The 22,858-nt window shown below is 66.8% G+C and carries 21 protein-coding genes; 13 read left to right on the top strand and 8 right to left on the bottom strand.

All coding sequences use genetic code 11. The features are described 5' to 3' along the window. The first annotated feature begins 124 nt into the window (after positions 1 to 124). The 5 genes from tyrS (at position 125) to WG901_RS04640 (ending at position 4,801) form a co-directional block, all read left to right on the top strand. A complete protein-coding gene (gene tyrS / locus WG901_RS04660; protein ID WP_339585842.1) occupies positions 125 to 1,354 on the top strand; it encodes a tyrosine--tRNA ligase in 1,230 nt (409 codons plus the stop codon). Between the two features lie 105 nt (positions 1,355 to 1,459). After that, complete coding sequence (locus WG901_RS04655; RefSeq protein ID WP_339585841.1) at positions 1,460 to 1,798, top strand: PilZ domain-containing protein; 339 nt, start codon at positions 1,460 to 1,462, stop codon at positions 1,796 to 1,798. Between the two features lie 106 nt (positions 1,799 to 1,904). Beyond that, positions 1,905 to 3,173 carry an MFS transporter gene (locus WG901_RS04650; RefSeq protein ID WP_339585840.1) on the top strand — a complete coding sequence of 423 codons (1,269 nt, stop codon included), beginning with the start codon at positions 1,905 to 1,907 and terminating at the stop codon, positions 3,171 to 3,173. After that, complete coding sequence (gene cysK / locus WG901_RS04645; protein ID WP_339585839.1) at positions 3,170 to 4,087, top strand: cysteine synthase A; 918 nt, start codon at positions 3,170 to 3,172, stop codon at positions 4,085 to 4,087. Before WG901_RS04650 ends, cysK begins: the two co-directional genes overlap by 4 nt. A 12-nt stretch (positions 4,088 to 4,099) precedes the next feature. Further along, entirely contained in the window at positions 4,100 to 4,801 is a 702-nt protein-coding gene (locus WG901_RS04640) for a dienelactone hydrolase family protein (protein WP_339585838.1), read from the top strand. Positions 4,802 to 4,845: 44 nt separating this feature from the next. On the opposite strand, the gene WG901_RS04635 is transcribed toward WG901_RS04640, so the two are convergent. The 5 genes from WG901_RS04635 to WG901_RS04615 all read right to left on the bottom strand — a co-directional run bounded on the left by WG901_RS04635 (position 4,846) and on the right by WG901_RS04615 (position 10,251). After that, positions 4,846 to 5,133: a hypothetical protein gene (locus tag WG901_RS04635; RefSeq protein ID WP_339585837.1), complete on the bottom strand. Its 288-nt coding sequence runs from the start codon at positions 5,131 to 5,133 to the stop codon at positions 4,846 to 4,848. 159 nt (positions 5,134 to 5,292) lie between these two features. Further along, a complete protein-coding gene (locus tag WG901_RS04630; RefSeq protein WP_339585836.1) occupies positions 5,293 to 6,939 on the bottom strand; it encodes a hypothetical protein in 1,647 nt (548 codons plus the stop codon). Positions 6,940 to 6,958: 19 nt separating this feature from the next. Further along, positions 6,959 to 8,761 (bottom strand): acyl-CoA dehydrogenase C-terminal domain-containing protein, encoded by a 1,803-nt coding sequence (locus tag WG901_RS04625; RefSeq protein ID WP_339585835.1) that lies wholly within the window; start codon positions 8,759 to 8,761, stop codon positions 6,959 to 6,961. 13 nt (positions 8,762 to 8,774) lie between these two features. After that, entirely contained in the window at positions 8,775 to 9,152 is a 378-nt protein-coding gene (hisI, locus tag WG901_RS04620) for a phosphoribosyl-AMP cyclohydrolase (protein ID WP_339585834.1), read from the bottom strand. A gap of 346 nt (positions 9,153 to 9,498) precedes the next feature. Beyond that, positions 9,499 to 10,251, bottom strand: a complete 753-nt coding sequence (locus WG901_RS04615) for a ComF family protein (RefSeq protein ID WP_339585833.1) — start codon at positions 10,249 to 10,251, stop codon at positions 9,499 to 9,501. A gap of 48 nt (positions 10,252 to 10,299) precedes the next feature. On the opposite strand from WG901_RS04615, the gene WG901_RS04610 reads away from it, so the two are divergent. Further along, on the top strand, positions 10,300 to 11,043 hold the full coding sequence (locus tag WG901_RS04610; RefSeq protein WP_339585832.1) for a methyltransferase domain-containing protein: 744 nt from the start codon (positions 10,300 to 10,302) through the stop codon (positions 11,041 to 11,043). Here WG901_RS04610 and ppdK read toward each other — a convergent pair. The 3 genes from ppdK to WG901_RS04595 form a co-directional block, all read right to left on the bottom strand. Further along, positions 11,040 to 13,703 carry a pyruvate, phosphate dikinase gene (gene ppdK, locus WG901_RS04605; RefSeq protein WP_339585831.1) on the bottom strand — a complete coding sequence of 888 codons (2,664 nt, stop codon included), beginning with the start codon at positions 13,701 to 13,703 and terminating at the stop codon, positions 11,040 to 11,042. The genes WG901_RS04610 and ppdK overlap by 4 nt on opposite strands. Positions 13,704 to 13,845: 142 nt before the next feature. Further along, positions 13,846 to 15,957, bottom strand: coding sequence for a glycine--tRNA ligase subunit beta (gene glyS, locus WG901_RS04600; RefSeq protein ID WP_339585830.1), 2,112 nt, complete (start codon positions 15,955 to 15,957; stop codon positions 13,846 to 13,848). After that, positions 15,954 to 16,856 carry a glycine--tRNA ligase subunit alpha gene (locus WG901_RS04595; RefSeq protein ID WP_339585829.1) on the bottom strand — a complete coding sequence of 301 codons (903 nt, stop codon included), beginning with the start codon at positions 16,854 to 16,856 and terminating at the stop codon, positions 15,954 to 15,956. The genes glyS and WG901_RS04595 overlap by 4 nt, the downstream gene beginning before the upstream one ends. 100 nt (positions 16,857 to 16,956) lie before the next feature. Between WG901_RS04595 and WG901_RS04590 the strand changes: the two genes are divergently transcribed. From WG901_RS04590 to ychF, 7 genes are all read left to right on the top strand, one after another. Beyond that, positions 16,957 to 17,892, top strand: a complete 936-nt coding sequence (locus tag WG901_RS04590; protein WP_339585828.1) for a TraB/GumN family protein — start codon at positions 16,957 to 16,959, stop codon at positions 17,890 to 17,892. Next, on the top strand, positions 17,889 to 18,758 hold the full coding sequence (locus tag WG901_RS04585) for a TraB/GumN family protein (protein WP_339585827.1): 870 nt from the start codon (positions 17,889 to 17,891) through the stop codon (positions 18,756 to 18,758). The genes WG901_RS04590 and WG901_RS04585 overlap by 4 nt, the downstream gene beginning before the upstream one ends. Positions 18,759 to 18,878: 120 nt before the next feature. Beyond that, positions 18,879 to 19,490: a 50S ribosomal protein L25/general stress protein Ctc gene (locus WG901_RS04580; RefSeq protein ID WP_339585826.1), complete on the top strand. Its 612-nt coding sequence runs from the start codon at positions 18,879 to 18,881 to the stop codon at positions 19,488 to 19,490. 54 nt (positions 19,491 to 19,544) lie between these two features. Further along, positions 19,545 to 20,114 carry an aminoacyl-tRNA hydrolase gene (gene pth, locus WG901_RS04575; RefSeq protein ID WP_339585825.1) on the top strand — a complete coding sequence of 190 codons (570 nt, stop codon included), beginning with the start codon at positions 19,545 to 19,547 and terminating at the stop codon, positions 20,112 to 20,114. 84 nt (positions 20,115 to 20,198) lie between these two features. Beyond that, positions 20,199 to 21,200 (top strand): SDR family oxidoreductase, encoded by a 1,002-nt coding sequence (locus tag WG901_RS04570; RefSeq protein ID WP_339585824.1) that lies wholly within the window; start codon positions 20,199 to 20,201, stop codon positions 21,198 to 21,200. Between the two features lie 135 nt (positions 21,201 to 21,335). Further along, positions 21,336 to 21,581, top strand: a complete 246-nt coding sequence (locus tag WG901_RS04565; RefSeq protein ID WP_339585823.1) for a PEP-CTERM sorting domain-containing protein — start codon at positions 21,336 to 21,338, stop codon at positions 21,579 to 21,581. Between the two features lie 159 nt (positions 21,582 to 21,740). Further along, on the top strand, positions 21,741 to 22,841 hold the full coding sequence (gene ychF / locus WG901_RS04560; protein ID WP_339585822.1) for a redox-regulated ATPase YchF: 1,101 nt from the start codon (positions 21,741 to 21,743) through the stop codon (positions 22,839 to 22,841). Positions 22,842 to 22,858: the final 17 nt, after the last annotated feature.

Genomic DNA, 22,858 nt, shown 5'->3' with positions numbered 1-22,858 from the left:
TTTCCGCAGATTTGGCCTCTTCGCGGGTCAATAGACGATCATCCACGCTCTTGAGTGCGGCAACCACCGCGTTTCCAAGCGCGTGTCGCCGTGCTAGGCGCGCGCTTCCGAAAACGAGGCCATCATGACGCAATACCAGTCCGACCTGCTCCGCCTGCTCGACGAGCGCGGCTACATCCACCAGCAGACCGATGCCGCGGGCCTCGACGCGCTGGCGGCCAAGCAGATCGTACCAGGCTATATCGGCTTCGATGCGACGGCACCGTCGCTGCATATCGGCAGCCTCGTGCAGATCATGATGTTGCGGCGTCTCCAGCAGACGGGGCACAAGCCGATCGTCCTGATGGGCGGCGGCACCACCCGGATCGGCGATCCGACCGGACGCGACGAGAGCCGCAAGATGCTGAGCGACGAGACGATCGAAAGCAACATCGCTTCGATCTTCTCGATCTTCTCGCGCCTGTTGACCTTCGGCGACGGCCCGACCGACGCGGTGATGGTCAACAACCACGATTGGCTGGGCAAGCTCGGCTACATCGAGCTGCTCCAGGAAGTCGGCACGCATTTCACGGTCAACCGCATGTTGACCTTCGATTCGGTGAAGCTGCGGCTCGAGCGCGAGCAGCCGATGACCTTCCTCGAATTCAACTACATGATCCTCCAGGGCTACGATTTCCGCCACCTTGCGAAGACCGCGGGTGCGCGGTTGCAGATGGGCGGTTCGGACCAGTGGGGCAACATCGTCAACGGCGTCGAACTTGGGCGTCGCATGGACCAGGCCGAGCTGTTCGGCCTTACCACGCCGCTGCTGACGACCGCCGACGGCACCAAGATGGGCAAGACCGCCGCGGGTGCGGTCTGGCTCAACGAGGATTCTCTGCCGGCCTGGGACTTCTGGCAATACTGGCGCAATTGCGACGATCGCGATGTCGGCAAGTTCCTGCGCCTGTTCACCGATCTGCCGATCGACGAAGTCGTCCGGCTCGAATCGCTGCAGGGCAACGAGATCAACGCGGCCAAGGTCGTGCTCGCCAACGAGATCACCCGGCTCTGCCGCGGCGAGGATGCGGCCAAAACTGCCGAAGCGACGGCCTCGGCGACCTTCGCCGGCGGCGGCATCGGCGAAAATCTCCCTGAATTCAGCGTTCCGGCCGAAGGTCTGACCATTCTGGATGCGTTGGTTGGTATCGGGTTTGCGGCGAGCCGTGGCGAGGCCAAGCGCCTGGTCGCGGGTGGTGGTGCCCGGCTCGATGGCATGGCGATTTCCGATGAAAATCACGTGATTCCAGGGAATTGTGGTGAAGTTCGGCTGTCGTCCGGCAAGAAAAAGCACGGCGTGTTGCGCTCGGCATAGCGGCAAAAGGCGGCAAGTTTCTGCCGGCACGGTTTTGCCGGTTTACCCAATCTTTGCCTTTCCCCTGCATAGAGGCCCTCGGTCACTTAAAGGGATTTGTACGAGATGGGCGCAGGAGCTCAGCTTTCCGTCACCGACATGCGCCGCGCCATGCGGCATCCGGTCGAACAGCCGGTCATCGGTGAACATCGCCAACTCGGCGACGTGCATCTGCACATCGCCAACATTTCGGCGCATGGTTTCATGGCGACGGGCCAGAGCCCGCTGACGCGCGGGGATCGCGTGGTCATCCGTCTGCCCGTCATCGGTCGCATCGAGGCCCATCTGATCTGGCTGACCGAGGAGCGTGCGGGCTATCAGTTCGAGCGGATCATCCGTCTCGACGATTTCACCAAGCTGATCGACGCGCTGCAGCCGAATCCGCGTCTGCGCGCCGCGCGCTGAGGATATCGCGAGGCGCCGGTCCGACCGGCGTTTCGCAAGCATTGCTTCTAGCGTTGATGAGTTCTTCTTATTGGCAAGACCCCCCGCCCGCTGCCATGCGGGCGCGGTGACCGCACCCACCTCCCCGCTACAGATCCGCGACTATCGCTTCTTCTGGCTGACGCGCTTCGCTTCCGTGCTCGCGACCTCGTCGATGGTCGTCGTCATCGGCTACCAGCTCTACGACCTCGCGCGTGGCGCCTATGGCATGACGATTGCCGAGGCGGCTTTCCTGCTCGGCGCGCTGGGCCTGGCGCAATTCGTCCCGCTTGCCCTGCTCACGCCCATCGCGGGTGTCGCTGCCGATCGTTTCGATCGTCGCTATGTCGGCGGAATCGCCATCGGCATCGACCTGGTCATCGCCGTGCTGCTCGCACTCACCAGCGCCTTCGACCTGCTGAGCCTGCCGTTGCTCTTCGTCATGGCCGCGATGCACGGATCGGCACGCGTCTTCGTCGGCCCGGCGATCAGCTCGATCGCGCCGAACATCGTCCCGCCCGAGCTGATTCCGCGCGCAATCGCGTTCAATTCGATTGCCATGCAGTCAGGCTCGATCGTCGGCCCGGCGATGGGCGGCTTCCTCTTCGCCTCGCATCCCGCCGCGCCCTATTGCGTGTCGGCGGTGCTCCTCGCCTGCGCCTGCCTGTTGCTGTCGATGATCCGTCGCCTGCCGCCCGCCGCAAGCAACCGCGGGGTCAATCCGTTTCGCCAGATCCTCGACGGTTTCCGCTTCGTCTGGAACGAGCGCTTCCTGCTCGGCTGCGTCACGCTCGACCTCTTCGCCGTGCTGCTCGGTGGCGCCACGGCGCTGCTGCCGGTCTTCGCGCGCGACATTCTCCAGGTCGGGCCCGAGGGCCTCGGCCAGATGCGCGCTGCGCCTGCCGCGGGCGCCGCGCTGGTGGCTCTGTGGCTGTCGTGGAAGCCGCTGTCGCACAATGTCGGCGCCAAGATGCTCTGGGCCGTGGCCGCCTATGGCGCGGCGACCGTGGCTTTCGGTCTGTCGCGCTGGTTCCCGCTGTCGCTGCTGTGCCTCGCCGCTTACGGCGCGGCCGACATGGTCTCGGTCTTCGTGCGTTCGAGCCTGGTCCAGCTCAACACGCCCGATGATGTGCGCGGTCGCGTTTCGGCGATCTCGGGCCTCGCCATCTCGGCCTCGAACGAACTCGGCGAAATGCAGTCGGGCCTGGCCGCGGCGCTGCTCGGCGCAACGGGAGCGGTTGTCTTCGGTGGAGTCGGTGCGATAGTGATCACGATCGCATGGGCCTTCCTCTTTCCCGAGCTGGCCCGGGCGCGCACATTCGCTCCCCACTATCGCCAAAGGGACCCCGCACCATGAAGGCAGACTCCATCCTCGCCACGATCGGCAACACCCCGCACGTGCGGCTTTCGCGCCTGTTCCCCGACCACGAGGTCTGGGTGAAGGCCGAACGCGCCAATCCCGGCGGTTCGATCAAGGACCGCATCGGCCTCGCGATGATCGAGGCGGCGGAAAAGGACGGCCACCTCAAGCCCGGCGGCACGATCGTCGAGCCGACTTCGGGCAATACCGGCATCGGTCTCGCGATGGCGGCGGCGGTCAAGGGCTACAAGCTGATCCTCGTCATGCCCGAATCGATGTCGGTCGAGCGCCGGCGGCTGATGCTCGCCTATGGTGCGAGCTTCGACCTGACCCCGCGCGAAAAGGGCATGAAGGGCTCGATCGAGCGCGCCAAGGAAATCGTCGAGCAGACCCCCGGCGCCTGGATGCCGCAGCAGTTCGACAATCCCGCGAACATCGAGGTCCATGTCCGCACGACGGCTCAGGAAATTCTCGCCGATTTCGCGGACAGCCCGATCGACGTCCTGATCACCGGCGTCGGCACCGGCGGTCACCTGACGGCCTGCGCCGAAGTGCTCAAGGCCAAGTGGTCCGATCTCAAGGCCTATGCGGTCGAGCCGACGCTCTCGCCCGTGATCTCGGGCGGCCAGCCCGGCCCGCACCCGATCCAGGGTATCGGTGCGGGCTTCATCCCGTCGAACCTGCACACCCAGTCGATCGACGGCGCGATCCAGGTCGATCCGGCCGAAGCCAAGGAAATGGCGCGCCGCTGCGCACGCGAGGAAGGCATGCTGGTCGGCATCAGCTCGGGCGCGACCCTGCAGGCGATCAAGCAGAAGCTCGAGGAACTGCCCAAGGGCAGCCGCGTGCTCGGCTTCAACTACGATACCGGCGAGCGCTATCTCTCCGTGCCGGATTTCCTTCCTGAATAAGGGCTTGGTGGCATGACTTCGCTCGAATGCGTAGACTATGCCCATGGCGAAACCGCGCTGACCGGATGGTTGGCGCGGCCCGTTGGTGTCGCGCGCGCGGCAATCGTCCTCTTTCCCACGATCGCCAATGTCACGCCCGCCGCCGAACGCCGCGCGGGGATGCTGGCGGACCTTGGCTACCTCGTGCTGATCGCCGACTTCTACGGGGTGGCCGAGGGCGACTGGCAGGCGCTCGCCAAGGACCTGCGTGCTGATACCGATCACTATCGCGCGCGTCTCGCCACGGCGGTGGCGACCTTGCGTTCGCGGCCCGAAGCGGCGGGATTGCCGCTCGGCGCGATCGGCTATTGCATGGGCGGCCAAGCCGCGCTCGAAATGGCGCGCGACGGTCAGGACCTGCGCGTGGTCGCGAGCTTCCACGGCCTTCTCGCCACCGGCCGCCGTGCCGAATCCGGCGCCATCAAGCCGCGGCTACTGATCTGCCACGGCGATGCCGATCCGATGGTCCCGCGTTCGCAGGTCCTGGAATTCTGGGAAGAGATGGATGCGGTCGGTGCCGATTGGCACTTCCATGCCTATAGCGGCGTCCGGCACGGCTTTACCGATCCGGGAAGCGACGCCCGCGGCATTCCGGCGATCGCCTATGACGCGAGCGCCGATCGCCAGTCCTGGGCGGCGATGACTGCGCTATTCGAGGAAGTGTTCGCGGACTGATCCCTGGAGCGATGGATCAGCCCGCGAGGTTGTCCACGCGCTGATCAGCGCGTGGGTGTGGACGAGTCCGGCTTGCCGTCGCTGTTGGTGTCGTAGCGATCGGGCTTGCCGTCTGCATTGGTATCCCAAGCGTCCGGCGTTCCGTTGGAATCACGATCCCAGGCGTCGGGCTTGCCGTCGGCATTGGTGTCGAGCGTCGCCGCCGGTTGCGACGTCGCGCTATGGGTGTGGTCGGGTCCGACCGCGGCGCTGGCGGGTTCAACCGCCTGGGCGACGCCGACGGTCAGCGGCAGAGCGAGCGCCATGGCGAAAAGCTTGGTGAACGATGGCATCGGATGTTCCCTTCTATCCCCGCGCCACGCTTGTCGCGCAGCCCGATCGCCTTGCCACGTGGCATGCGACGGTGCGTGGGACAGACAGGGCGCGTCGGAAACCGGGCTCGGCTCGCCCCGACGCGTACCCGCTTCATCGGCGGCGCGGCGAATCGGAAGCTAGGGAAGCCTGGTCCGCACGGCCTGCGCGAGTTCGAAGTAACCTTGGCGGCTCATGTGGAAGCCGTCATCGAACAGCCAGTCGACCTTGGTGACGGCGTTGACGTCGATGCATTCCACGCGATCGATGGTTCGCGACTGATCGACGAGGAACTGGTTGTAGATTTCGCGCAGGGCCTTTTCGTTGGGATTGGCTTCGAGTTTGCGCGTGTTTTCCAGCAGCACGATCACCGGGCAGCCTGGCTGCGTCAGCTCTGCCAGACGCACGAGCGACAGCCGTACCAGCTCCTGCCGCTGTTCGTGGCTGAACTCGAGAAAGCCGAAGTTGCGCACGAACCAGAGCCCCCTATCGGAGGCGAGAATCTGGGTCACGGCATCCTCGTCGAACCGCACGGTCAGTCCGTCGCGGCCGCGGAAGTAGTTGATCTCCATCATGCGATAGAGCGAGACGACGACCGCGTCGGCCTGGGCCAGGGCATCGCGCAGTTCGATCAGATCCTCGAAATCGAAGGCCGGGATCTCGCCGCGCAGCGGGCTCGCAGCGACCGCTTCGCTGTCGTCGAGCAAGATGAACGGATCGTCGAGCCGCTTGATGATGCCGCGGTGAGTACGGTTTGTGAACTCGCTCGATCGCCCGCCGCAATAGGTCGAGAGCTGGAGCATGTCGCAACCACCGATCAGCACCAGCTGACGATCGTGCAACCGATCGACCACCTCCGCGCCGGTGCCGAAATGGATCCAGGCGATGCGCGGGTGATCGGCCAGGCCATTGGCGACAGGTTGGGCCACGTCGATCGCCGGTTTCTTCAGATATTCATAGACATATTGCTCGATTCCCATGTTCATTATGCGACATGAGAACACGAAATGTTCGAGCCTGTATTCGCGCAGGGTCGCGAGGGTCATGAAGAAGCCGACGACGCCATAGTCGCCGTATTTGTCCCAGGCGCGGACCACGCCGGCCTTGAAGCCGAACAGGCTCAACTCCTCGACGAAGCGGGCCTTCGCCGCCGCGTCGAGGAGGCGGCGCTTGGTGAAGTTGAGCTGGTTCGAGCGGTTGATCAGCTCGACGATACGATCGATGTGGTTCTCGACCGCATAGTCGATCTCGATGCGGATCTCGCTCTGCCGCAGGAAGTCCGCATCGCTCGCGGCATGGTTCTGGCGGCGATCGAAGCGCTCGGCGAGCTGGCGGTATTGCGCGAGGCGGCTGAGCTCGGGATCGGGCTTGCCCTGAAGTTGCGGGTCATCGAGCACGGCGCGCAGCTCGTCAGGGCTGGCCAGGCATTGCAGCCCCGGGCAGGTATAGGCGGCCTCGGCGCGCACCGAAGGATTGTCATCGAGGAAAACGACGTTTTCGGGGCGCAGTTGCAGCGCTTCGATCACCTCGGCGATCGCGCGACCCTTGCTCGCGAAACTGACGCTGGGTAGGACAAAATAGTCCCACATTTCCAGTGTCTTGAGCTGGACTTCTACAGCATGGCGCTCGTTCTTCGAGCAGATCGACGACACGATTCCGCGCGCTGCGAGCAGGCGCACGAGATCGGTGTTTCCGGCGATGGGCACGATCGTCTCTTCGGAGAGCGTGCCCTGCCAGAACGTGTCGTCGAGATCCCAGACGACGAGCTTGACCTCGCTCGCAATCATCACCGGCGCAACGTCGGGCTCACGCGGTCTCGAAGGCCTCGGCCGGCAAGGCCATCAGCGCTTCGGCGCCGGCCTCGATCTTGCGGCGCAGGGCACCGGCATCGGGCGTGTAGCGCTCCGCGAAGTAGCGCGCGGTGGTGAGCTTGGCCTCGTAGAAGGCGGTGTCCGACGCGCCGGAAGCCAGGGCCTCGCTCGCGGCCTTGGCCATGCGCAGCCACATCAGGCCGAGCGCGACCACGCCGGTCAGGTGCATGTAGGGCGTCGCGCCGGCGCCGGCGTTGTTCGGATTGGCCATGGCGTTCTGCAGGAACCACATCGTTGCCGCCTTGAGCTCGCCATTGGCCTTCTCGATCCGCGTGGCCACGTCGACCAGCGTCTCGTTGCCCTTGGCGGCAGCGCATTCGGCATCGACCAGCGCGAAGAAGGCCTGGATCGCGCGGCCGCCCTTGAGCGCGAGCTTGCGGCCGACGAGATCCATCGCCTGGACGCCGTTGGCGCCTTCGTAAATCATCGCGATGCGGGCATCGCGGACGAACTGCTCCATGCCGTTCTCGACGATATAGCCGTGGCCGCCCCAGATCTGCTGCATGTCGACCGCCGTGGCGAAGCCGCGATCGGTGCCATAGCCCTTGATCACCGGGGTCAGCAGCCCGACGAGGTCATCGGCCGCGTCGCGCTCGCTCTCCTCGGCCGCCTGGTGGGCGACATCGACGAGCAGGCCGCACCACAGTGCCAGCGCGCGCATGCCTTCGGTGAAGGCCTTGGCGTCCATCAGCATGCGCCGCACGTCGGGGTGGACGATCAGCGGGTCGGCGCTCTGCTGCGGCTCCGCGGGGCCCGTCAGAGCGCGTCCCTGGCGGCGGTCGCGCGCATAAGCGGCGCCGTTCTGATAGGCGGCTTCGGCCTGGGCCAGGCCCTGGATGCCGACGCCGAGCCGGGCCGCGTTCATCATGATGAACATCGCGGCGAGGCCCTTGTTCTCCTCGCCGACGAGCCAGCCCGTCGCCCCGTCGTAGTTCATCACGCAAGTCGCGTTGCCGTGGATACCCATCTTGTGCTCGATCGCGCCGCACGACACCGCGTTGCGCGCGCCGAGCGACCCGTCGTCACCGACGAGGAACTTGGGCACGACGAACAGCGAGATGCCCTTGGTCCCCGCGGGCGCATCGGGCAGCCGCGCGAGCACGAGGTGGATGATGTTGTCGGTCAGGTCGTGCTCGCCCGCCGAGATGAAGATCTTGGTGCCGGTGACGGCGAAGCTGCCATCGGCCTGCGGCTCGGCCTTGGTGCGAATCAGGCCCAGGTCGGTACCGCACTGCGGTTCGGTCAGGTTCATCGTGCCGAGCCATTCGTTCGACACCATCCTGGGCAGGTACTTCGCCTGAAGCTCGGGCGAGCCCTTGGCCAGCAGCGCCGAGACCGCGCCGTTGGTCAGCCCCGGATACATCGCGAAGGCCTGGTTGGCGGCCGACATGTATTCCTCGATCACGAAGCCCAGCACGTGGGGCATGCCCTGCCCGCCGAACTCTTCGGGTGCCGAGAGCGTGCCCCAGCCCGCCTCGCGGAACGCGGCATGAGCGGCCTTGAAGCCCTGCGGCGTCGTCACCGATCCATCGGCGGCACGCGTGCAACCTTCGGCGTCGCCGCTGGCGTTGAGCGGCGCGATCACTTCGGCGGCGAACCTGCCCGCTTCCTCGATCACCGCGTCGACGATGTCGGGCGAGGCATTGGCGAAACCGGGAAGATGGCCATAGCCTTCGAGCTTGAGCACGTCGTTGATGATGAACCGGGTGTCGCGCGTCGGCGCCTTGTAGCTCGACATTCTGGGCCTCTCCTCAGCCTGCGATCGGGGCGAGTTCTTCGCCTTCGAGTTTGCGATAGAAACAGCTCGTGGCGCCGGTGTGGCAGGCCGGGCCCTCGGGCTTGACCAGCATCACCAGCGCATCCTGGTCGCAGTCGACACGGGTTTCCTGCACGCGCAGGAAGTGCCCCGACGTCTCGCCCTTGAGCCAGAGCTTGCCGCGCGAGCGCGAGTGGAAGTGCGCGAGCCCGGTTTCGCGGGTCTTGGCCAGCGCCTCTTCGTCCATATAGGCGACCATCAGGATCTCGCGCGTGATCGAATCGACCGCGATCGCGATCAGCAGGCCCTGGGCATCGAAGCGCGGCAGGAAGGCAGTGCCCTTCTCTCTGTCGATGGCGGAAACGGTTGTCATATTGGTGATGATCCTAGGCCAAAGCAGCGCTCGCGCAAACTTGTTGCACGATAACCACAGATGGAGACCAAAATCCATCAACCAAGGTCGAAGGGCTTTCATTTCCGAGCGGTTCCGAGGAAAAAGCTCAGGCAGGCCGCAAGGGCTGCAAACCGGAATACGCGGTGCGGAACAAGAAGCGCCATGGTTCGGGGATAGGCTAACGCCCGCGCAAGCATGGGCGAGCCGAATGAGGGATCGGTCGAGACAGCCATAGGGGGTGGCGGTCGAACTGCGAAAGCAGCGTCCACTAGTTTCGTCACGAGGACGCCCGGAGCTTCGGCTCCGGGCGTTTTCGTTTGTGTGCTCAGCCCGCAGGCAGCGCCTCGTCCATCACTCGCGCAAAGCAGGCGATCACCACGCGTTCGGCGCCGGCGCGCTTGAGCGCCGAGACGCAGGCTTCGCTCGTCGCGCCGCTGGTGAGTACGTCGTCGACGAGCACGATTTTCCGGCCGGTTAGCGCCGCTCTGCGCTTGGGGTTGACCGCGATCGCCCCGGCGAGCGCGCGGCCGCGGGCCTTGGCGCCGAGGCCGCCGAGCGTGGGCGTCGCCTTGCGCCGTTCGAGCATGTCCACGGCCAGCCTTGCGCCACGGGCCTTGGCGATCTCGCCGGCGAGCAGCGCGGCCTGGTTGAAGCCGCGTCGCCACAGCCGCCAACGGTGCAGCGGCACGGGCACGACCAGCCAGTCGGGCTCGACCGTGGCGAGCTTGGCCGTCATCAGCCGCGCCATCATCGGCGCGAGCGCGATGCGCTGGCCGTGCTTGAAGGCGAGGACGAGTCGCCGCGAGGCCGCGTTGTAGAGCGTGCCCGCAGCGACGCCGTCGTGGCGGGGCGGCTGCGCGAGGCACGGCGCGCAGACCGCGCCGGCGGCGACGGCCTCGCCGAGAGGGCGCTGGCAGAGGCTGCAGGCGGGCTCGCCCGGTATCACCAGTTCGCCCCAGCAGGCGGCGCAGAGGCCGGTCTGTGCGCCGATTCCTTCGCCGCAGAGCGGGCAGCGCGGCGGGAAGACCAGATCGATCACCGGGGCCAGGATCTGGCCGAGAGACGGGGCGAACTGCATGGCGTCATAGACTAGCCAAGCCGGCGTCACCGCGCCATGGGGGGCCTCATGGCCTCCCCGCCCCGGATCTTCGCCCCCGCCCGCCGCCTCGCCGCGCGCCGCCGCATGCTCGCGCTCCAGGGGCAACCCGACGCGCCGCGCTACCTTATGGCCGATATGGTCGACGACGTGCTCGATCGCCTGTCGTTCCTGCGGGTCGAGCCGCGCAAGCCACTGGTGATCGGCGATTTCACCGGCATGCTTGGCGTCGGGCTCGGTCCCGGCACGGTCGAGGTCGAGCCCGCGCACGGTTTCGACGAGGAGCAGCCGTTTCCGGCGGGCGGCTACGACCTGATCGCCAGCCTCGGCACGCTCGACACGGTCAACGACCTGCCCGGCGCGCTGATCCACTTGCGCGGCGCGCTGGCACCCGGCGGGCTGATGATCGCGAGTTTCCTGGCCGCAGGCAGCCTCCCCGTGCTGCGCGGCGCGATGCTCGCGGCCGATGGCGACCGCCCCGCCCCGCGGATCCATCCGCAGGTCGACGTGCGCGCGGGCGGCCAATTGCTTCAGCGCACGGGCTTCGCCGATCCGGTGATCGACAGCCGCTCGCTCGACGTGCGGTTCTCGTCGCTCGAACGCCTGGTCGACGACCTGCGCGCGCAGGGGCTGTCGAACCTGCTCGACCGCGCCGGTCCGCCGCTGGGCAAGGCCGCGCTGGCCCGGGCGCGGACCGTCTTCGCCGAGGCCGGCGAAGACGGTCGCACTACGGAGCGCTTCGAGATTCTGACGCTAAGTGGCTGGAAGCGTTAGCCCAGGGCTGCCTGCGCCGCCGCCAGGCGGGCGATCGGCACGCGGTAGGGCGAGGCGCTGACATAGTCGAGCTTCTGGGCTTCGCAGAAGGCGATCGAGGCGGGATCGCCGCCATGTTCGCCGCAGATGCCGAGCTTGATGTCGGGGCGCGTCGCGCGGCCGCGTTCGGCGGCGAGGCTGACGAGCTGGCCGACGCCCTCGATGTCGAGGCTGACGAAAGGATCACGCGGATAGATACCCTGCTCGACGTAGGGGCTCAGGAAGCGCGCCGCATCGTCGCGAGAAACGCCCAGAGTAGTCTGTGTCAAGTCATTGGTCCCGAACGAGAAGAACCGCGCCTCCTCGGCGATCTCGCCGGCCATCAGCGCGGCGCGCGGCAGTTCGATCATCGTGCCGACGAGGTATTCGAGCGTGGCGCCCTTCTCTTCGAACACCTTGGCGGCGGTGCGATCGACCAGCGCGCGCAGGATCTCGAGCTCGCGCTTGGTCGCGACCAGCGGGATCATGACCTCGGGCACCACGGCCTCGCCAGACGCCGCGGCGACGTCACAGGCGGCCTCGAAGATCGCGCGGGCCTGCATCTCGTAGATCTCGGGGAAGGTGATGCCGAGGCGGCAGCCGCGGTGGCCGAGCATCGGGTTGAACTCATGGAGCTCGCCCGCGCGGCGCTTGAGCGTCTCGACGCCGATGCCGATCGTCTCGGACAGCTCGGCGAATTCGGCGTCGCCGTGCGGCAGGAACTCGTGCAGCGGCGGGTCGAGCAGGCGGATGGTCACGGGCAGCCCGGCCATCACCTCGAAGATCGCGCGGAAATCGGCGCGCTGCTCGGGCAGCAGCTTGTCGAGCGCGGCGCGGCGGCCGGCCTCGTCCTCGGCGAGGATCATCTGGCGCACGGCCGAGATGCGGCCCGCGTCGAAGAACATGTGCTCGGTGCGGCAGAGGCCGACGCCCTCGGCGCCGAACTGGCGCGCCATGCGGCAGTCGTTCGGCGTCTCGGCATTGGCGCGCACCTTCATGCGGCGGTGCTGGTCGGCCCAGGCCATCAGGGTGCCGAAATCGCCGACGAGTTCGGGCTCGATCGTCGGTACCTGCCCGGCCATGATGTCGCCGGTGGCGCCGTCGAGCGTGATAACGTCGCCCTCCTTGAGGCTGCGCTGGCCGATCTTGAGCGTGCGGCTCGCCATGTCGATCGAGATCGACGAGGCGCCCGAGACACAGGGACGGCCCATGCCGCGCGCCACGACAGCGGCGTGGCTGGTCATGCCGCCGCGCGCGGTCAGCACGCCCTTGGCGGCATGCATGCCGTGGATGTCCTCGGGGCTGGTCTCGACGCGGACGAGGATCACCGCCTCACCGAGCTCGGCGCGGTGTTCGGCGGTGTCGGCGTCGAGCACGATCGCGCCCGAAGCCGCGCCCGGCGAGGCCGGCAGGCCTTTGCCCAGCACGTCGCGCGGTGCCTGCGGGTCGAGCGTCGGGTGGAGCAGCTGGTCGAGCGCCATCGGATCGATCCGGCGCACCGCGGTGGCCTCGTCGATCAGGCCCTCGCCGACCATCTCGACCGCCATGCGCAGCGCGGCCTTGGCTGTGCGCTTGCCCGAACGCGTCTGCAGCATCCACAGCTTGCCGCGCTCGACGGTGAACTCGATGTCCTGCATGTCCTTGTAGTGGAGCTCGAGCAGGTCGAACACGCGCGCCAGCTCGCCATAGGCCTCGGGCATCGCCTCTTCCATCGACAGCGGCTTGGCATTGGCCTTCTCGCGCGCGTCCCTGGTCAGGTACTGCGGCGTGCGGATGCCGGCGACGACGTCCTCGCCCTGGGCGTTGACCAGCCATTCGCCGTAATAGGCGCGCTCGCCCGTCGCCGGATCGCGCGTGAAGGCGACGCCCGTCGCCGAGGTGTCGCCCATGTTGCCGAAGACCATGGCCTGGACGTTGACCGCGGTGCCCCAGTCGCCGGGAATGTCGTTGAGGCGGCGATAGACCTTGGCGCGGTCCGAATCCCACGAATCGAACACGGCCTGGATCGCCCCCCAGAGCTGCTCGTTCACGTCCTGCGGGAACGGCCGGCCCAGTTCCTTGGCGACGATGTCCTTGTATTCGGCGACGAGCGCGCGCCAGTGATCGGCTTCCATCTCAACATCGGTGTAGAAGCCGTTGTCTTCCTTGACGGTTTCGAGCGCGTCCTCGAACAGATGATGGGCGATGCCGAGCACCACGTCCGAATACATCTGGATGAAGCGGCGGTACGAATCCCAGGCGAAGCGATCGTCGCCCGAGGTCTTGGCCAGGCCCTCGACCGTGGCGTCGTTGAGCCCGAGGTTGAGCACGGTGTCCATCATGCCCGGCATCGACACGCGCGCGCCCGAGCGGACCGAGACGAGCAGCGGATCGGCGGCGTTGCCGAAGCGCTTGCCGACCGCAGCCTCGATGTGCGTCAGCGCCGTGGCGACTTCACCGCGCAGTTCGGCCGAGAAGTCGGCTCCGCTTGCGAGATAGGCGACGCATTCCTCGGTGGTGATGGTGAAGCCCGGAGGCACCGGCAGGCCGATCCCGGCCATCTCGGCGAGGTTGGCGCCCTTGCCGCCGACGATCGTCTTGTCGCGGGTTCGCGGATCGTCGTGGTTGGCACCGCCACCGAAGGTGTAGACCTGCTTGCTCATCGTCGCTTTCCTCACTGGCACTTGGGCCGATTGGCGCTTGGGGGACGCAGGTGCCGTGTGACACCCCATCCTGAGGGGCAGCCTCTAAAGGCTGAAAATCTCCCGGTAATCTCTCAACTGCGATAGGGTGACGTTCTGGCCGTCACCCCTCGATCTTCGAGAAATCGGCCACGCCGTGCACCGCCTGGCGGAACCGTGCGAGCAGGTCGAGCCGCGACCGACGCTTGATCTCGTCGGCGTCGTTGACCGTCACGCTATCAAAGAACGCGTCGATCGGCGCGCGCAAAGTCGCGAGCGCGGCCATGGCCGTCGCAAACGCCTCGGCTTCCACCGCAGCGGCGGCCTGCGGACCGGCCGCGTCGAGCGCGTCGGTCAGCGCCTTTTCGGCCGGTTCGGGGGTATAGGACAGGTCCTGCGCGTGGCGGTCCGCCATCTTGGCGGCGATCACCGGCGCGAGATCGGGATCGTCGACCTGGGCCAGCGGATCTTCCTCGCCGGTGCGCGCGATCTCGCCCTCGCTGCCGTGCCAGTCCTCCTTCTTGAGGATGTTGGCGGCGCGCTTGTAGCCGGCGAGCAGGTTGGTGCCGTCCTCGGTGCCGACGAAGGCCTGGAGCGCGTGAACGCGCGCGAGCAGCCGGACGAGATCGTCCTCGCCGCCGCCATCTCCGTTTCTGGGCGCGAAGACCGCGTCGATCAGGTCGTGGCGGACGCCCGCTTCCTTCTGCTGGACCTTGAGGCGGTCAGCGAAGAAGTCGAGGAGATCGCCCTCGCCTGCGCTCATCCGCAAACCGTTCTCGGTGATCAAACGGATGATGCCGAGCGCGGCTCTGCGCAGCGCGAAGGGATCTTTTGAGCCGGTCGGCTTTTCGTCGATCGCGAAGAAGCTCTGCAACGTGTCGAGCTTGTCGGCGAGGCTGACCGCGACCGTGACTGGTGCCGTCGGAGCATCATCACTCTGCCCGACCGGCTTGTAGTGATCGCGGATCGCATCGGCGACGGCGTCGGACAGGCCTTCGGCACGGGCGTAATAACCACCCATAAGGCCTTGAAGTTCGGGGAACTCTCCCACCATTTCGGTGACGAGATCGGCCTTGGCCAGACGCGCGGCCTGTTCGGCCTGGTCGGCGTCGGCGCCTTTGACCACGCCCTCCTCGACCAGCCAGCGCGCGAGCTTGGCGACACGCTCGACCTTGTCGGCGACCGTGCCCAGCTTCTCGTGGAAGGTGATCCGCTCGAGCTTCCTCGCCTGGTCGGCCAGCGCGATCTTGCGGTCCTGCTGCCAGAAGAAGCGCGCGTCGGAGAGGCGTGCGGCGAGGACCTTGCGGTTGCCGTCGACGATCGCGGTGCCGCCGTCGCTGGCCTCGATATTGGCCGTGCAAACGAAGGCGTTGGCGAGCTTGCCGCCCGCCTCGCAGACGAAATATTTCTGGTTGGTACGGGCGGTTAGCTGAATGACCTCGGGTGGAACCTCAAGAAAGGTCTCGTCGAAGCGGCCGAGCAGTGGCACCGGCCATTCGGTCAGGCCGGCGTTCTCGATCACCAGGCCTTCGTCGGCCACGAGGGTCAGGCCCGCGGCGCTCGCCGCCTCGGCGGCCTTCGACCGCACGATGTCCTGGCGCTCCGCGTGATCGACGAGGACGTGGCAGGCGCGCAGCTTGTCGGCATAGTCGTGCGCGCCGCCGATCGTGATCTCGCCGGGGTGGTGGAAGCGGTGACCCTTGGTGGCATAGCCCGACTGGATGTCGCCGACCGCGGTCTCGACCAGGTCTTCGCCGAGGATCGCGACGATGCCCGAAAGCGGGCGCACCCAGCGCAGGCTCTCGGTGCTGATCGACTGGGCGCCCCAGCGCTGCGACTTGGGCCAGGGGAAGGCGCGGACGATCGCCGGGATCGCCTCGGCCAGCACGTCGCGGGTCGCGCGGCCGGGCTTCTCGGTGACGGCGAAATAGATGCCGTCACGCTCGGTGAGCTGGTCCTGGGTCAGGCCGGTCTTGCGCAGGAAGCCTTCGAGCGCCTGCGGCGGCGCCGAGGTCTTGGGCCCCTTGAGCTCTTCGCTGACGGCTTCGGTCGCGAGCGGCAGGTCGCGCGCGATCAGCGCGAGCCGGCGCGGGGTCGACCAGACCGTGATCGCACCGGGCTTGAGCCCGGCGGCGGCGAGCTGCTCGCGGAACAGCTTCTCGAGGCTGGCGCGCGCGCCAGCCTGCATGCGCGCGGGAATTTCTTCCGAACGCAGTTCGAGGAGGAAATCGCTCATACCGTCCACCCCGGGAATTCCTGTGCCCAGCGGGCTTCGTTCTTGCGGATCCAGCCTTCGCAGGCGCCCTTGGCGAGGTCGCGGACGCGGCCGATATAGCTGGCGCGCTCCTGGACCGAGATCACGCCGCGCGCCTGGAGCAGGTTGAACAGGTGGCTGGCCTCGATCGCCTGGTCGTAGGCGGCCAGCGGGATTTCGGCTTCGAGGCAGCGCCTGGCCTCGGCCTCGGCGTGCTGGAAGCCCTTGAAAAGCTGTTCGGTATCAGCGACTTCGAAGTTGTACTTCGAAAGTTCCTGCTCGTTCTTGAGGAACACGTCGCCGTAGCTGACGCCGTGATCGTTGAAGGCCAGGTCGTAGACGTTGTCGACGCCCTGGATGTACATAGCCAGGCGCTCGAGACCGTAGGTCAGCTCGCCCGCGACGGGCTTGCAGTCGAAGCCGCCGACCTGCTGGAAATAGGTGAACTGGGTCACCTCCATGCCGTCGCACCAGACCTCCCAGCCGAGGCCCCAGGCGCCCAGGGTCGGGCTTTCCCAGTCGTCCTCGACGAAGCGGATGTCGTGCGCCAGCGGATCGACGCCGATCGCCGCGAGGCTCTGCAGGTAGAGCTCCTGCAGGTTCTCGGGGTTCGGCTTGAGGATCACCTGGTACTGGTAATAGTGCTGCAGCCGGTTCGGGTTCTCGCCATAGCGGCCGTCGGTCGGCCGGCGCGAAGGCTGGACGTAGGCGGCCTTCCACGGTTCGGGGCCGAGCGCGCGCAGGGTCGTCGCGGGGTGGAAGGTCCCCGCGCCCATGCGCATGTCGTAAGGCTGAAGGATCAGGCAGCCTTGCGCGCTCCAGAACGAGTGGAGGCGCAGGATCATCTCCTGGAAGGAAAGCGGTTTCGGGCTCTCTGACATGGCTCGGGCCTTTGGCGCAGGGCCGGTTTGGGGTCAACAGGCGTTGGTTTTCTGGTGCCCGTTCATCGACTGGAGACCAAGCCCTGCCTATAGACGGGCCATGCAGCAGCTCTTCCGCCGTATCGCCTGTCTTGTCCTCGCGCTGATATCGAGCCTTTCGATCACCGCTTCGGCGCGGACCAGCCCCGCCCCTGTCCCCCAGGCGCCACCTCCGGCGGCCACGGTGACGGCCGAGGTGATCGCTCCGGCGCTGTGGAAACTGTCCGACGAGGACACGACGATCTGGCTGTTCGGCACGATCCACGCGCTGCCCGAGGGCGTCGACTGGTTCCACGGCCCGATACGCGAGGCCTTCGACGGCTCGCAGGAGCTGGTTACCGAGATCACCGATGCCGATCCCACCGAGATGCAGCAGCTGGTGCTCAAACATGCAGTGCTGCCGCAAGGCCAGTCGCTGCGCGGCATGCTGACACCAGCGCAGAAGGCAGCCTACGAGAAGCAGCTCGGTGGCCTCGGTCTGCCGCTCCAGGCCTTCGACGGCTACGAGCCCTGGTACGCGGCCGTGGCGCTTTCGACCCTGCCGCTGATGCGCACAGGCTATGATCCCAAGTTCGGCGTCGAGCAGGTGCTCGATGCGCGGGCCAAGGAGCTAGGGCGCAAGCACTCGGGGCTCGAGACCCCCGCCTTCCAGATCGGCCTGTTCGATTCGCTGCCGATGGAAGCGCAGAAGCGCTATTTCGCCGACGTCGTCGAGCAGTTGCCGACCGTGGCCGAGCAGCTCGGCCAGATGGTCGCAGCCTGGCGCCGCGGCGATGCCGATACGCTGGCGCACCTGATGAACGACGAGGAGGACGATCCGGCGCTGATCGAGATGCTGCTGGTCAACCGCAACAAGGCCTGGGCGCAATGGGTCAAGCAGCGGCTCGACCAACCGGGCACGGTCTTCGTCGCGGTCGGCGCCGGGCACCTCGCCGGCCCGGGCAGCCTGCAGGAGCAGCTTGCGGCGCAGGGGTTCAAGACGACGCGCGTGCAGTGACGGCCGCGCCGCGCCTGTTCGCGCTGGCCTTGGCGACGCTGCTCGCGGCCTGTGCGCCCGAACCCGAGCCGGCCAATCCGGCGCTGTGGCGCGTGGACGGCGCGCGGGGCGAACGCGGCTATCTGTTCGGCACGATCCACTCTCTCGACCGCCCCGCGCTCTGGCGCTCGGGGAAGGTCGACGCGGCCTTGCGCGCGAGCGACCGGATCGTCGTCGAGGTCGCCGGCCTTGCCGATCAGGCTGCCTTGCAAAAGACCTTCGCCGCCATGTCCAAGAGCCCTGGCTTGCCGCCGGTTTCGGCGCGGATCGATCCGGTGCTGCGCTCGCGTCTCGCGGCGCTGATGAGCAAGGTTGGCGCGCGCGAGGCGAGTTTCGCGGGGGTCGAGACCTGGGCCGTGGCGCTGTCGCTCGCGCGGGCCAGTCAGGGGCGCGACGATGCCGGCAACGGCATCGACCGCGCGGTTCTCGCCGCTGCCGAAGGCCGCCCGGTGGTCGAACTCGAAGGCGCCGCCGCGCAGCTCGGCCTGTTCGACGCGCTGCCCGAGGCCGAACAGCGCGATCTCCTGAATGCGGTGCTGCGTGATGAAGGCGCGATCGACTACGAGAGCGCCGACCTCGCCAAGGCCTGGCGTCAGGGCGACATGGCGCTGATCGAGCGCGAGACCGGTAAGGGTCTACTCGCCGATCCCGAACTGCGCGCAGCGCTGTTCACCGCGCGCAACGAGACCTGGAGCGGGCGGCTCGCCACGATGCTCGGCAAGCGCGAAACCCCCTTCGTTGCGGTCGGAGCCGCACATATGGCGGGGCCTGAAGGCCTGCCGGCGCTGCTGGCGGCGCGGGGCTACAAGGTCACGCGCGTGCAATAGCCGCTCCGACCTTGCATTTCCGTGGCTTTGCCGCTAACCGCGCCGGCTTCCCGTCATGGTCATCCCTGGAGGCGTGACGGCGAAGTATGTGCAATCCAGTGTTTTCGAAAGGCAAGTACCATGAGCGATACGCTTAACCTGCCGGCAGAGACGCGCGAACGGGCTGGCAAGGGAGCCTCCCGTGAACTGCGTCGTTCTGGCCGTGTCCCCGCCGTTGTCTATGGCAACAATGAAGAGCCCCTCTCGATCCACGTCGAGGAGAAGGAACTGCGCCGTCAGCTCGGCACCGGTCACTTCTTCAACTCGATCGTCGAGATCGAAGTCGGCGGCAAGAAGGTGCGGACGCTGCCCAAGGACGTCGCTTTCCACCCCGTCAGCGATCGCCCGCTGCACGCGGACTTCCTGCGCGTTTCGAAGAACGCCAAGGTCCACGTCAACGTGCCCGTCGTCTTCATCAACGAAGAGAAGTCGCCCAGCCTCAAGAAGGGCGGCGTGCTCAACATCGTGCACCACAGCCTCGACCTGGTGGTCGAAGCCGACAAGATCCCTGATGACATCCAGGTCGACGTCACCGGCCTGGACGTGGGCGATTCGATCCACATCGGCAGCATCAAGCTGCCCGCGGGTGCCGTCGACGGCAGCCACGAGGCCGATCTCACGATCGCGACGATCGTTGCCCCCTCTGCGCTGAAGAGCGAAGAAGGCGACAACGAGACCGCCGCGAGCGAGTAATATGGCCGCGCGCCGTCCCGGCATGTGTCGGGACGGCGGCGTTCAGGAGGTCCGATGCAGCTCTGGGTCGGCCTCGGCAATCCCGGTCCGCAATATGCGATGAACCGGCACAACATCGGCTTCATGGCGCTCGACACGATCGCCGAAGTCCACGATTTCGGTCCGGTCCAGAAGAAGTTCCTGGGCTGGCTGCAGGAAGGCCGCATCGGCGGCAGCAAGATCCTCCTGCTCAAACCCGCCACCTTCATGAACGAGAGCGGCCGTGCGGTCGGCGAGGCGCTGCGCTTCTACAAGCTCGGCACCGATGCTCTGACCGTGTTCCACGATGAGCTCGACCTCGCGCCGTTCAAGGTCAAGATCAAGCAGGGCGGCGGCACGGCCGGGCACAACGGCCTGCGCTCGATCGACCAGCATCTGGGCGCCGACTTCCGCCGCGTGCGCATCGGCATAGGCCACCCCGGTCACAAGGACCGCGTCACCGGTCACGTCCTCGGCAACTATGCCAAGAGCGAGATGGACGATCTCGCCGACATGCTCGGCGCGATCTCGGCCGAGAGCGAATGGCTCGCCAAGGGCGAAGACACGCGCTTCATAAACGACATCGCGCTGCGGCTGCAGGACTGAATCCCACACTTCGTTACAGTCGCCTGCCTCGACTATCCTCGGCATCGGTATATCTTCCGCGCGTCATAGCAGGAGGTTCAGGCCATGCCCGAGATCACCCGTCGCTCCCTTCTCGCGGCAAGCGGCGCCCTCGCCGCAACGGCCGCGGTTCCCGGCGCTGCCCAAGCGGCCAAGCCGCTCGCAGGCAGGAGCTTCCTCGTCACCGGCACCTCGTCGGGCTTCGGCAATGTCGGTGCTTTGCATTACGCTCGGCTCGGCGCACGGGTCTTCGCGACGATGCGCAACCTGCCGCGGCCCGAGGGCGAAGCGCTGCTCAAGATCGCGCGCGACGAGAAGCTCGATCTCCATGTCCTGCCGCTCGACGTCCTGTCGGAGGATTCGGTGAACGCCGCAATCGCCGAGGCAGAGAAGCGCAACGGCGGTCCGCTCGACGTGTTGGTCAACAATGCCGGCATCAACATCGCCGGGCCGGTCGAGGTGCAGGACCTCGAGGCGACCAGGCTCACCTTCGACACCAACGTCTTCGGCCTCCAGCGCACGATGCGCGCGGTTCTGCCGGGCATGCGGCGCCGCAAGGCCGGGCTGATCTTCAACGTTTCCTCGCAGCAGGGCCGGATCATCATGCCTGCGGGCGGGCTCTATTCGTCGACCAAGTTCGCGGTCGAGGCGATGAGCGAGCAGATCGCCTACGAGCTCGCGCCGCACGGGATCGAGGTCGTGATCATCGAGCCCGGTGGTTTCCCCACGGGCATCGGCCGCAACCGTGCGCGCTACACGGCGGCGCTCGCAGCGCGGGCGGACGAGAAGCACAAGGCCGGCTATCCCGAACTGGTCGCGCAGATGAGCCGAATGCCCGGTGGTGGCGCGGCGCCGGCGGTGCTGCCGCCCGGCCTGCCCGATCCGATAGAGGTGCCCAAGGCCATCGCCGAGATCGCCGCGCTGCCCGCCGGAACGCGGCCGCTGCGACGCCCGGTCCATCCCGGCAACAAGCCGCAGCTCGAGATCAACCGCGTCTCGGTCGAGACCCAGCGCGGGTTGCTGGAGAAGAGCCCCTATGCCGCATGGGGCAAGGCGGTACTCGACTGATCGCGGCGCGCGAAATGTCGGAATCGTTGACAGTTTGGTTAGCGCGGCCAGAGCGTTAACCATTACAATACCCGCGAAACCGCCATTGGTACGGGATTTGCCAGGTAAGAGGTAAATCAACCAGTGGAGGCCAGGATGAAGAAGATCTTAATGCTGAGCGCACTCGTCGCCAGTTTCGCCATTGCCAGCCCCGCGATGGCAGGAGGCTGGAGTGGCTGGAAGCCGGGTTCCTCGACCTCGGGCGGTCACTCGTCTTCGGTTGGCACCACATCTTCGTCGGGCGGCAGCCATTCGGTCCCCGAGCCGGGCATGCTCGGCCTGATGGGCGCGGGCGTGGTCGGTCTCGTCGTCGCGCGTCGTCGCCGCAAGCGCCAGGACTGATCAAGCGCGCGGGCCGTCACCCGCTGCGTTGAAGGCCGTCGCCGGAATGTCTGGCGACGGCCTTTCTGCGTGTGGCAGGTCCGATCGTGCTCCGGAGAACTGGCCAAACCGCGCCGCCCCGGCTATGGGCCCGCGCTTCAAGGCAATTCGGAGCATACCATGGGTTTTCGTTGCGGGATCGTCGGCCTGCCCAATGTCGGCAAGTCCACGCTGTTCAACGCGCTGACCGAGACGCAGGCAGCACAGGCGGCGAACTATCCCTTCTGCACGATCGAGCCCAACGTCGGCCAGGTCGGCGTTCCCGATCCGCGGCTCGACAAGCTGGCGGAGATCGCCGGCTCGGCCAAGATCATCCCGACCCAGCTCGGCTTCGTCGACATTGCCGGCCTCGTGCGTGGCGCCTCGAAGGGTGAAGGCCTGGGCAACCAGTTCCTCGGCAACATCCGCGAGGTGGATGCGGTCATCCATGTGCTGCGCTGCTTCGAGAACGACGACATCCAGCACGTCGACAACAAGGTCGACCCGATTTCCGACGCAGAGACGGTCGAGACCGAACTGATGCTGTCGGACCTCGAAAGCCTCGAGAAGCGCGTTCCCGCAGCGCAGAAGAAGGCGACGCAGGGCGACAAGGAAGCCAAGGTCATGGCCTCGGTGCTCGGCCAGGCGCTCGAACTGCTACGCGAGGGCAAGCCCGCGCGCTTGACCCAGCCCAAGGACGAGGACGAGGCGCGCGTCTTCGCCCAGGCGCAGCTGCTCACGGCCAAGCCCGTGCTCTACGTCTGCAATGTCGAAGAAGAGAGCGCCGCCGAAGGCAACGCCTTCTCGGCCAAGGTGTTCGAGAAGGCCAAGGCCGAAGGCGCCAATGCCGTGATCGTCTCGGCGGCGATCGAGGCCGAGCTCGTCGGCATGGATCCCGAGGAGCGCATGGTCTTCCTCGAGGAAATGGGTCTGGCCGAAACCGGCCTCGCCCGCATCATCCGCTCGGGCTACGACCTGCTCCACCTGATCACTTTCTTCACCGTCGGCCCCAAGGAAGCGCGCGCCTGGACCGTCCATCGCGGCGCCAAGGCGCCCGAGGCCGCGGGCGAGATCCACTCGGACATGCAGCGCGGCTTCATCCGCGCCGAGACCATCGCCTATGACGACTATGTCGCGCTGAACGGCGAGGCTGGCGCCAAGGATGCCGGCAAGTTGCGTCAGGAAGGCAAGGAATACGTCGTCCAGGACGGCGACTGCCTGCACTTCAAGTTCAACGTCTGAGTTGAGCGGCTGATCTG

Origin of the sequence: Novosphingobium anseongense, assembly GCF_037482895.1 — a bacterium.
In the GTDB taxonomy this organism is placed as follows: domain Bacteria; phylum Pseudomonadota; class Alphaproteobacteria; order Sphingomonadales; family Sphingomonadaceae; genus Novosphingobium; species Novosphingobium anseongense.
This window is presented reverse-complemented; position numbering and strand designations above follow the sequence as displayed.

Excerpts from the sequence above, each read along its gene's own strand:
- WG901_RS04635 (WP_339585837.1), bottom strand. The coding sequence starts at position 5,133 with ATGCCATCGTTCACCAAGCTTTTCGCCATGGCGCTCGCTCTGCCGCTG.
- WG901_RS04640 (WP_339585838.1), top strand. The coding sequence starts at position 4,100 with ATGACTTCGCTCGAATGCGTAGACTATGCCCATGGCGAAACCGCGCTG.
- glyS (WP_339585830.1), bottom strand. The coding sequence starts at position 15,957 with ATGAGCGATTTCCTCCTCGAACTGCGTTCGGAAGAAATTCCCGCGCGC.
- WG901_RS04570 (WP_339585824.1), top strand. The coding sequence starts at position 20,199 with ATGCCCGAGATCACCCGTCGCTCCCTTCTCGCGGCAAGCGGCGCCCTC.
- WG901_RS04565 (WP_339585823.1), top strand. The coding sequence starts at position 21,336 with ATGAAGAAGATCTTAATGCTGAGCGCACTCGTCGCCAGTTTCGCCATT.
- WG901_RS04630 (WP_339585836.1), bottom strand. The coding sequence starts at position 6,939 with ATGATTGCGAGCGAGGTCAAGCTCGTCGTCTGGGATCTCGACGACACG.
- ppdK (WP_339585831.1), bottom strand. The coding sequence starts at position 13,703 with ATGAGCAAGCAGGTCTACACCTTCGGTGGCGGTGCCAACCACGACGAT.
- WG901_RS04595 (WP_339585829.1), bottom strand. The coding sequence starts at position 16,856 with ATGTCAGAGAGCCCGAAACCGCTTTCCTTCCAGGAGATGATCCTGCGC.
- ychF (WP_339585822.1), top strand. The coding sequence starts at position 21,741 with ATGGGTTTTCGTTGCGGGATCGTCGGCCTGCCCAATGTCGGCAAGTCC.
- pth (WP_339585825.1), top strand. The coding sequence starts at position 19,545 with ATGCAGCTCTGGGTCGGCCTCGGCAATCCCGGTCCGCAATATGCGATG.
- cysK (WP_339585839.1), top strand. The coding sequence starts at position 3,170 with ATGAAGGCAGACTCCATCCTCGCCACGATCGGCAACACCCCGCACGTG.
- WG901_RS04580 (WP_339585826.1), top strand. The coding sequence starts at position 18,879 with ATGAGCGATACGCTTAACCTGCCGGCAGAGACGCGCGAACGGGCTGGC.
- WG901_RS04655 (WP_339585841.1), top strand. The coding sequence starts at position 1,460 with ATGGGCGCAGGAGCTCAGCTTTCCGTCACCGACATGCGCCGCGCCATG.
- WG901_RS04615 (WP_339585833.1), bottom strand. The coding sequence starts at position 10,251 with ATGCAGTTCGCCCCGTCTCTCGGCCAGATCCTGGCCCCGGTGATCGAT.
- WG901_RS04590 (WP_339585828.1), top strand. The coding sequence starts at position 16,957 with ATGCAGCAGCTCTTCCGCCGTATCGCCTGTCTTGTCCTCGCGCTGATA.
- WG901_RS04625 (WP_339585835.1), bottom strand. The coding sequence starts at position 8,761 with ATGTCGAGCTACAAGGCGCCGACGCGCGACACCCGGTTCATCATCAAC.
- WG901_RS04610 (WP_339585832.1), top strand. The coding sequence starts at position 10,300 with ATGGCCTCCCCGCCCCGGATCTTCGCCCCCGCCCGCCGCCTCGCCGCG.
- tyrS (WP_339585842.1), top strand. The coding sequence starts at position 125 with ATGACGCAATACCAGTCCGACCTGCTCCGCCTGCTCGACGAGCGCGGC.
- hisI (WP_339585834.1), bottom strand. The coding sequence starts at position 9,152 with ATGACAACCGTTTCCGCCATCGACAGAGAGAAGGGCACTGCCTTCCTG.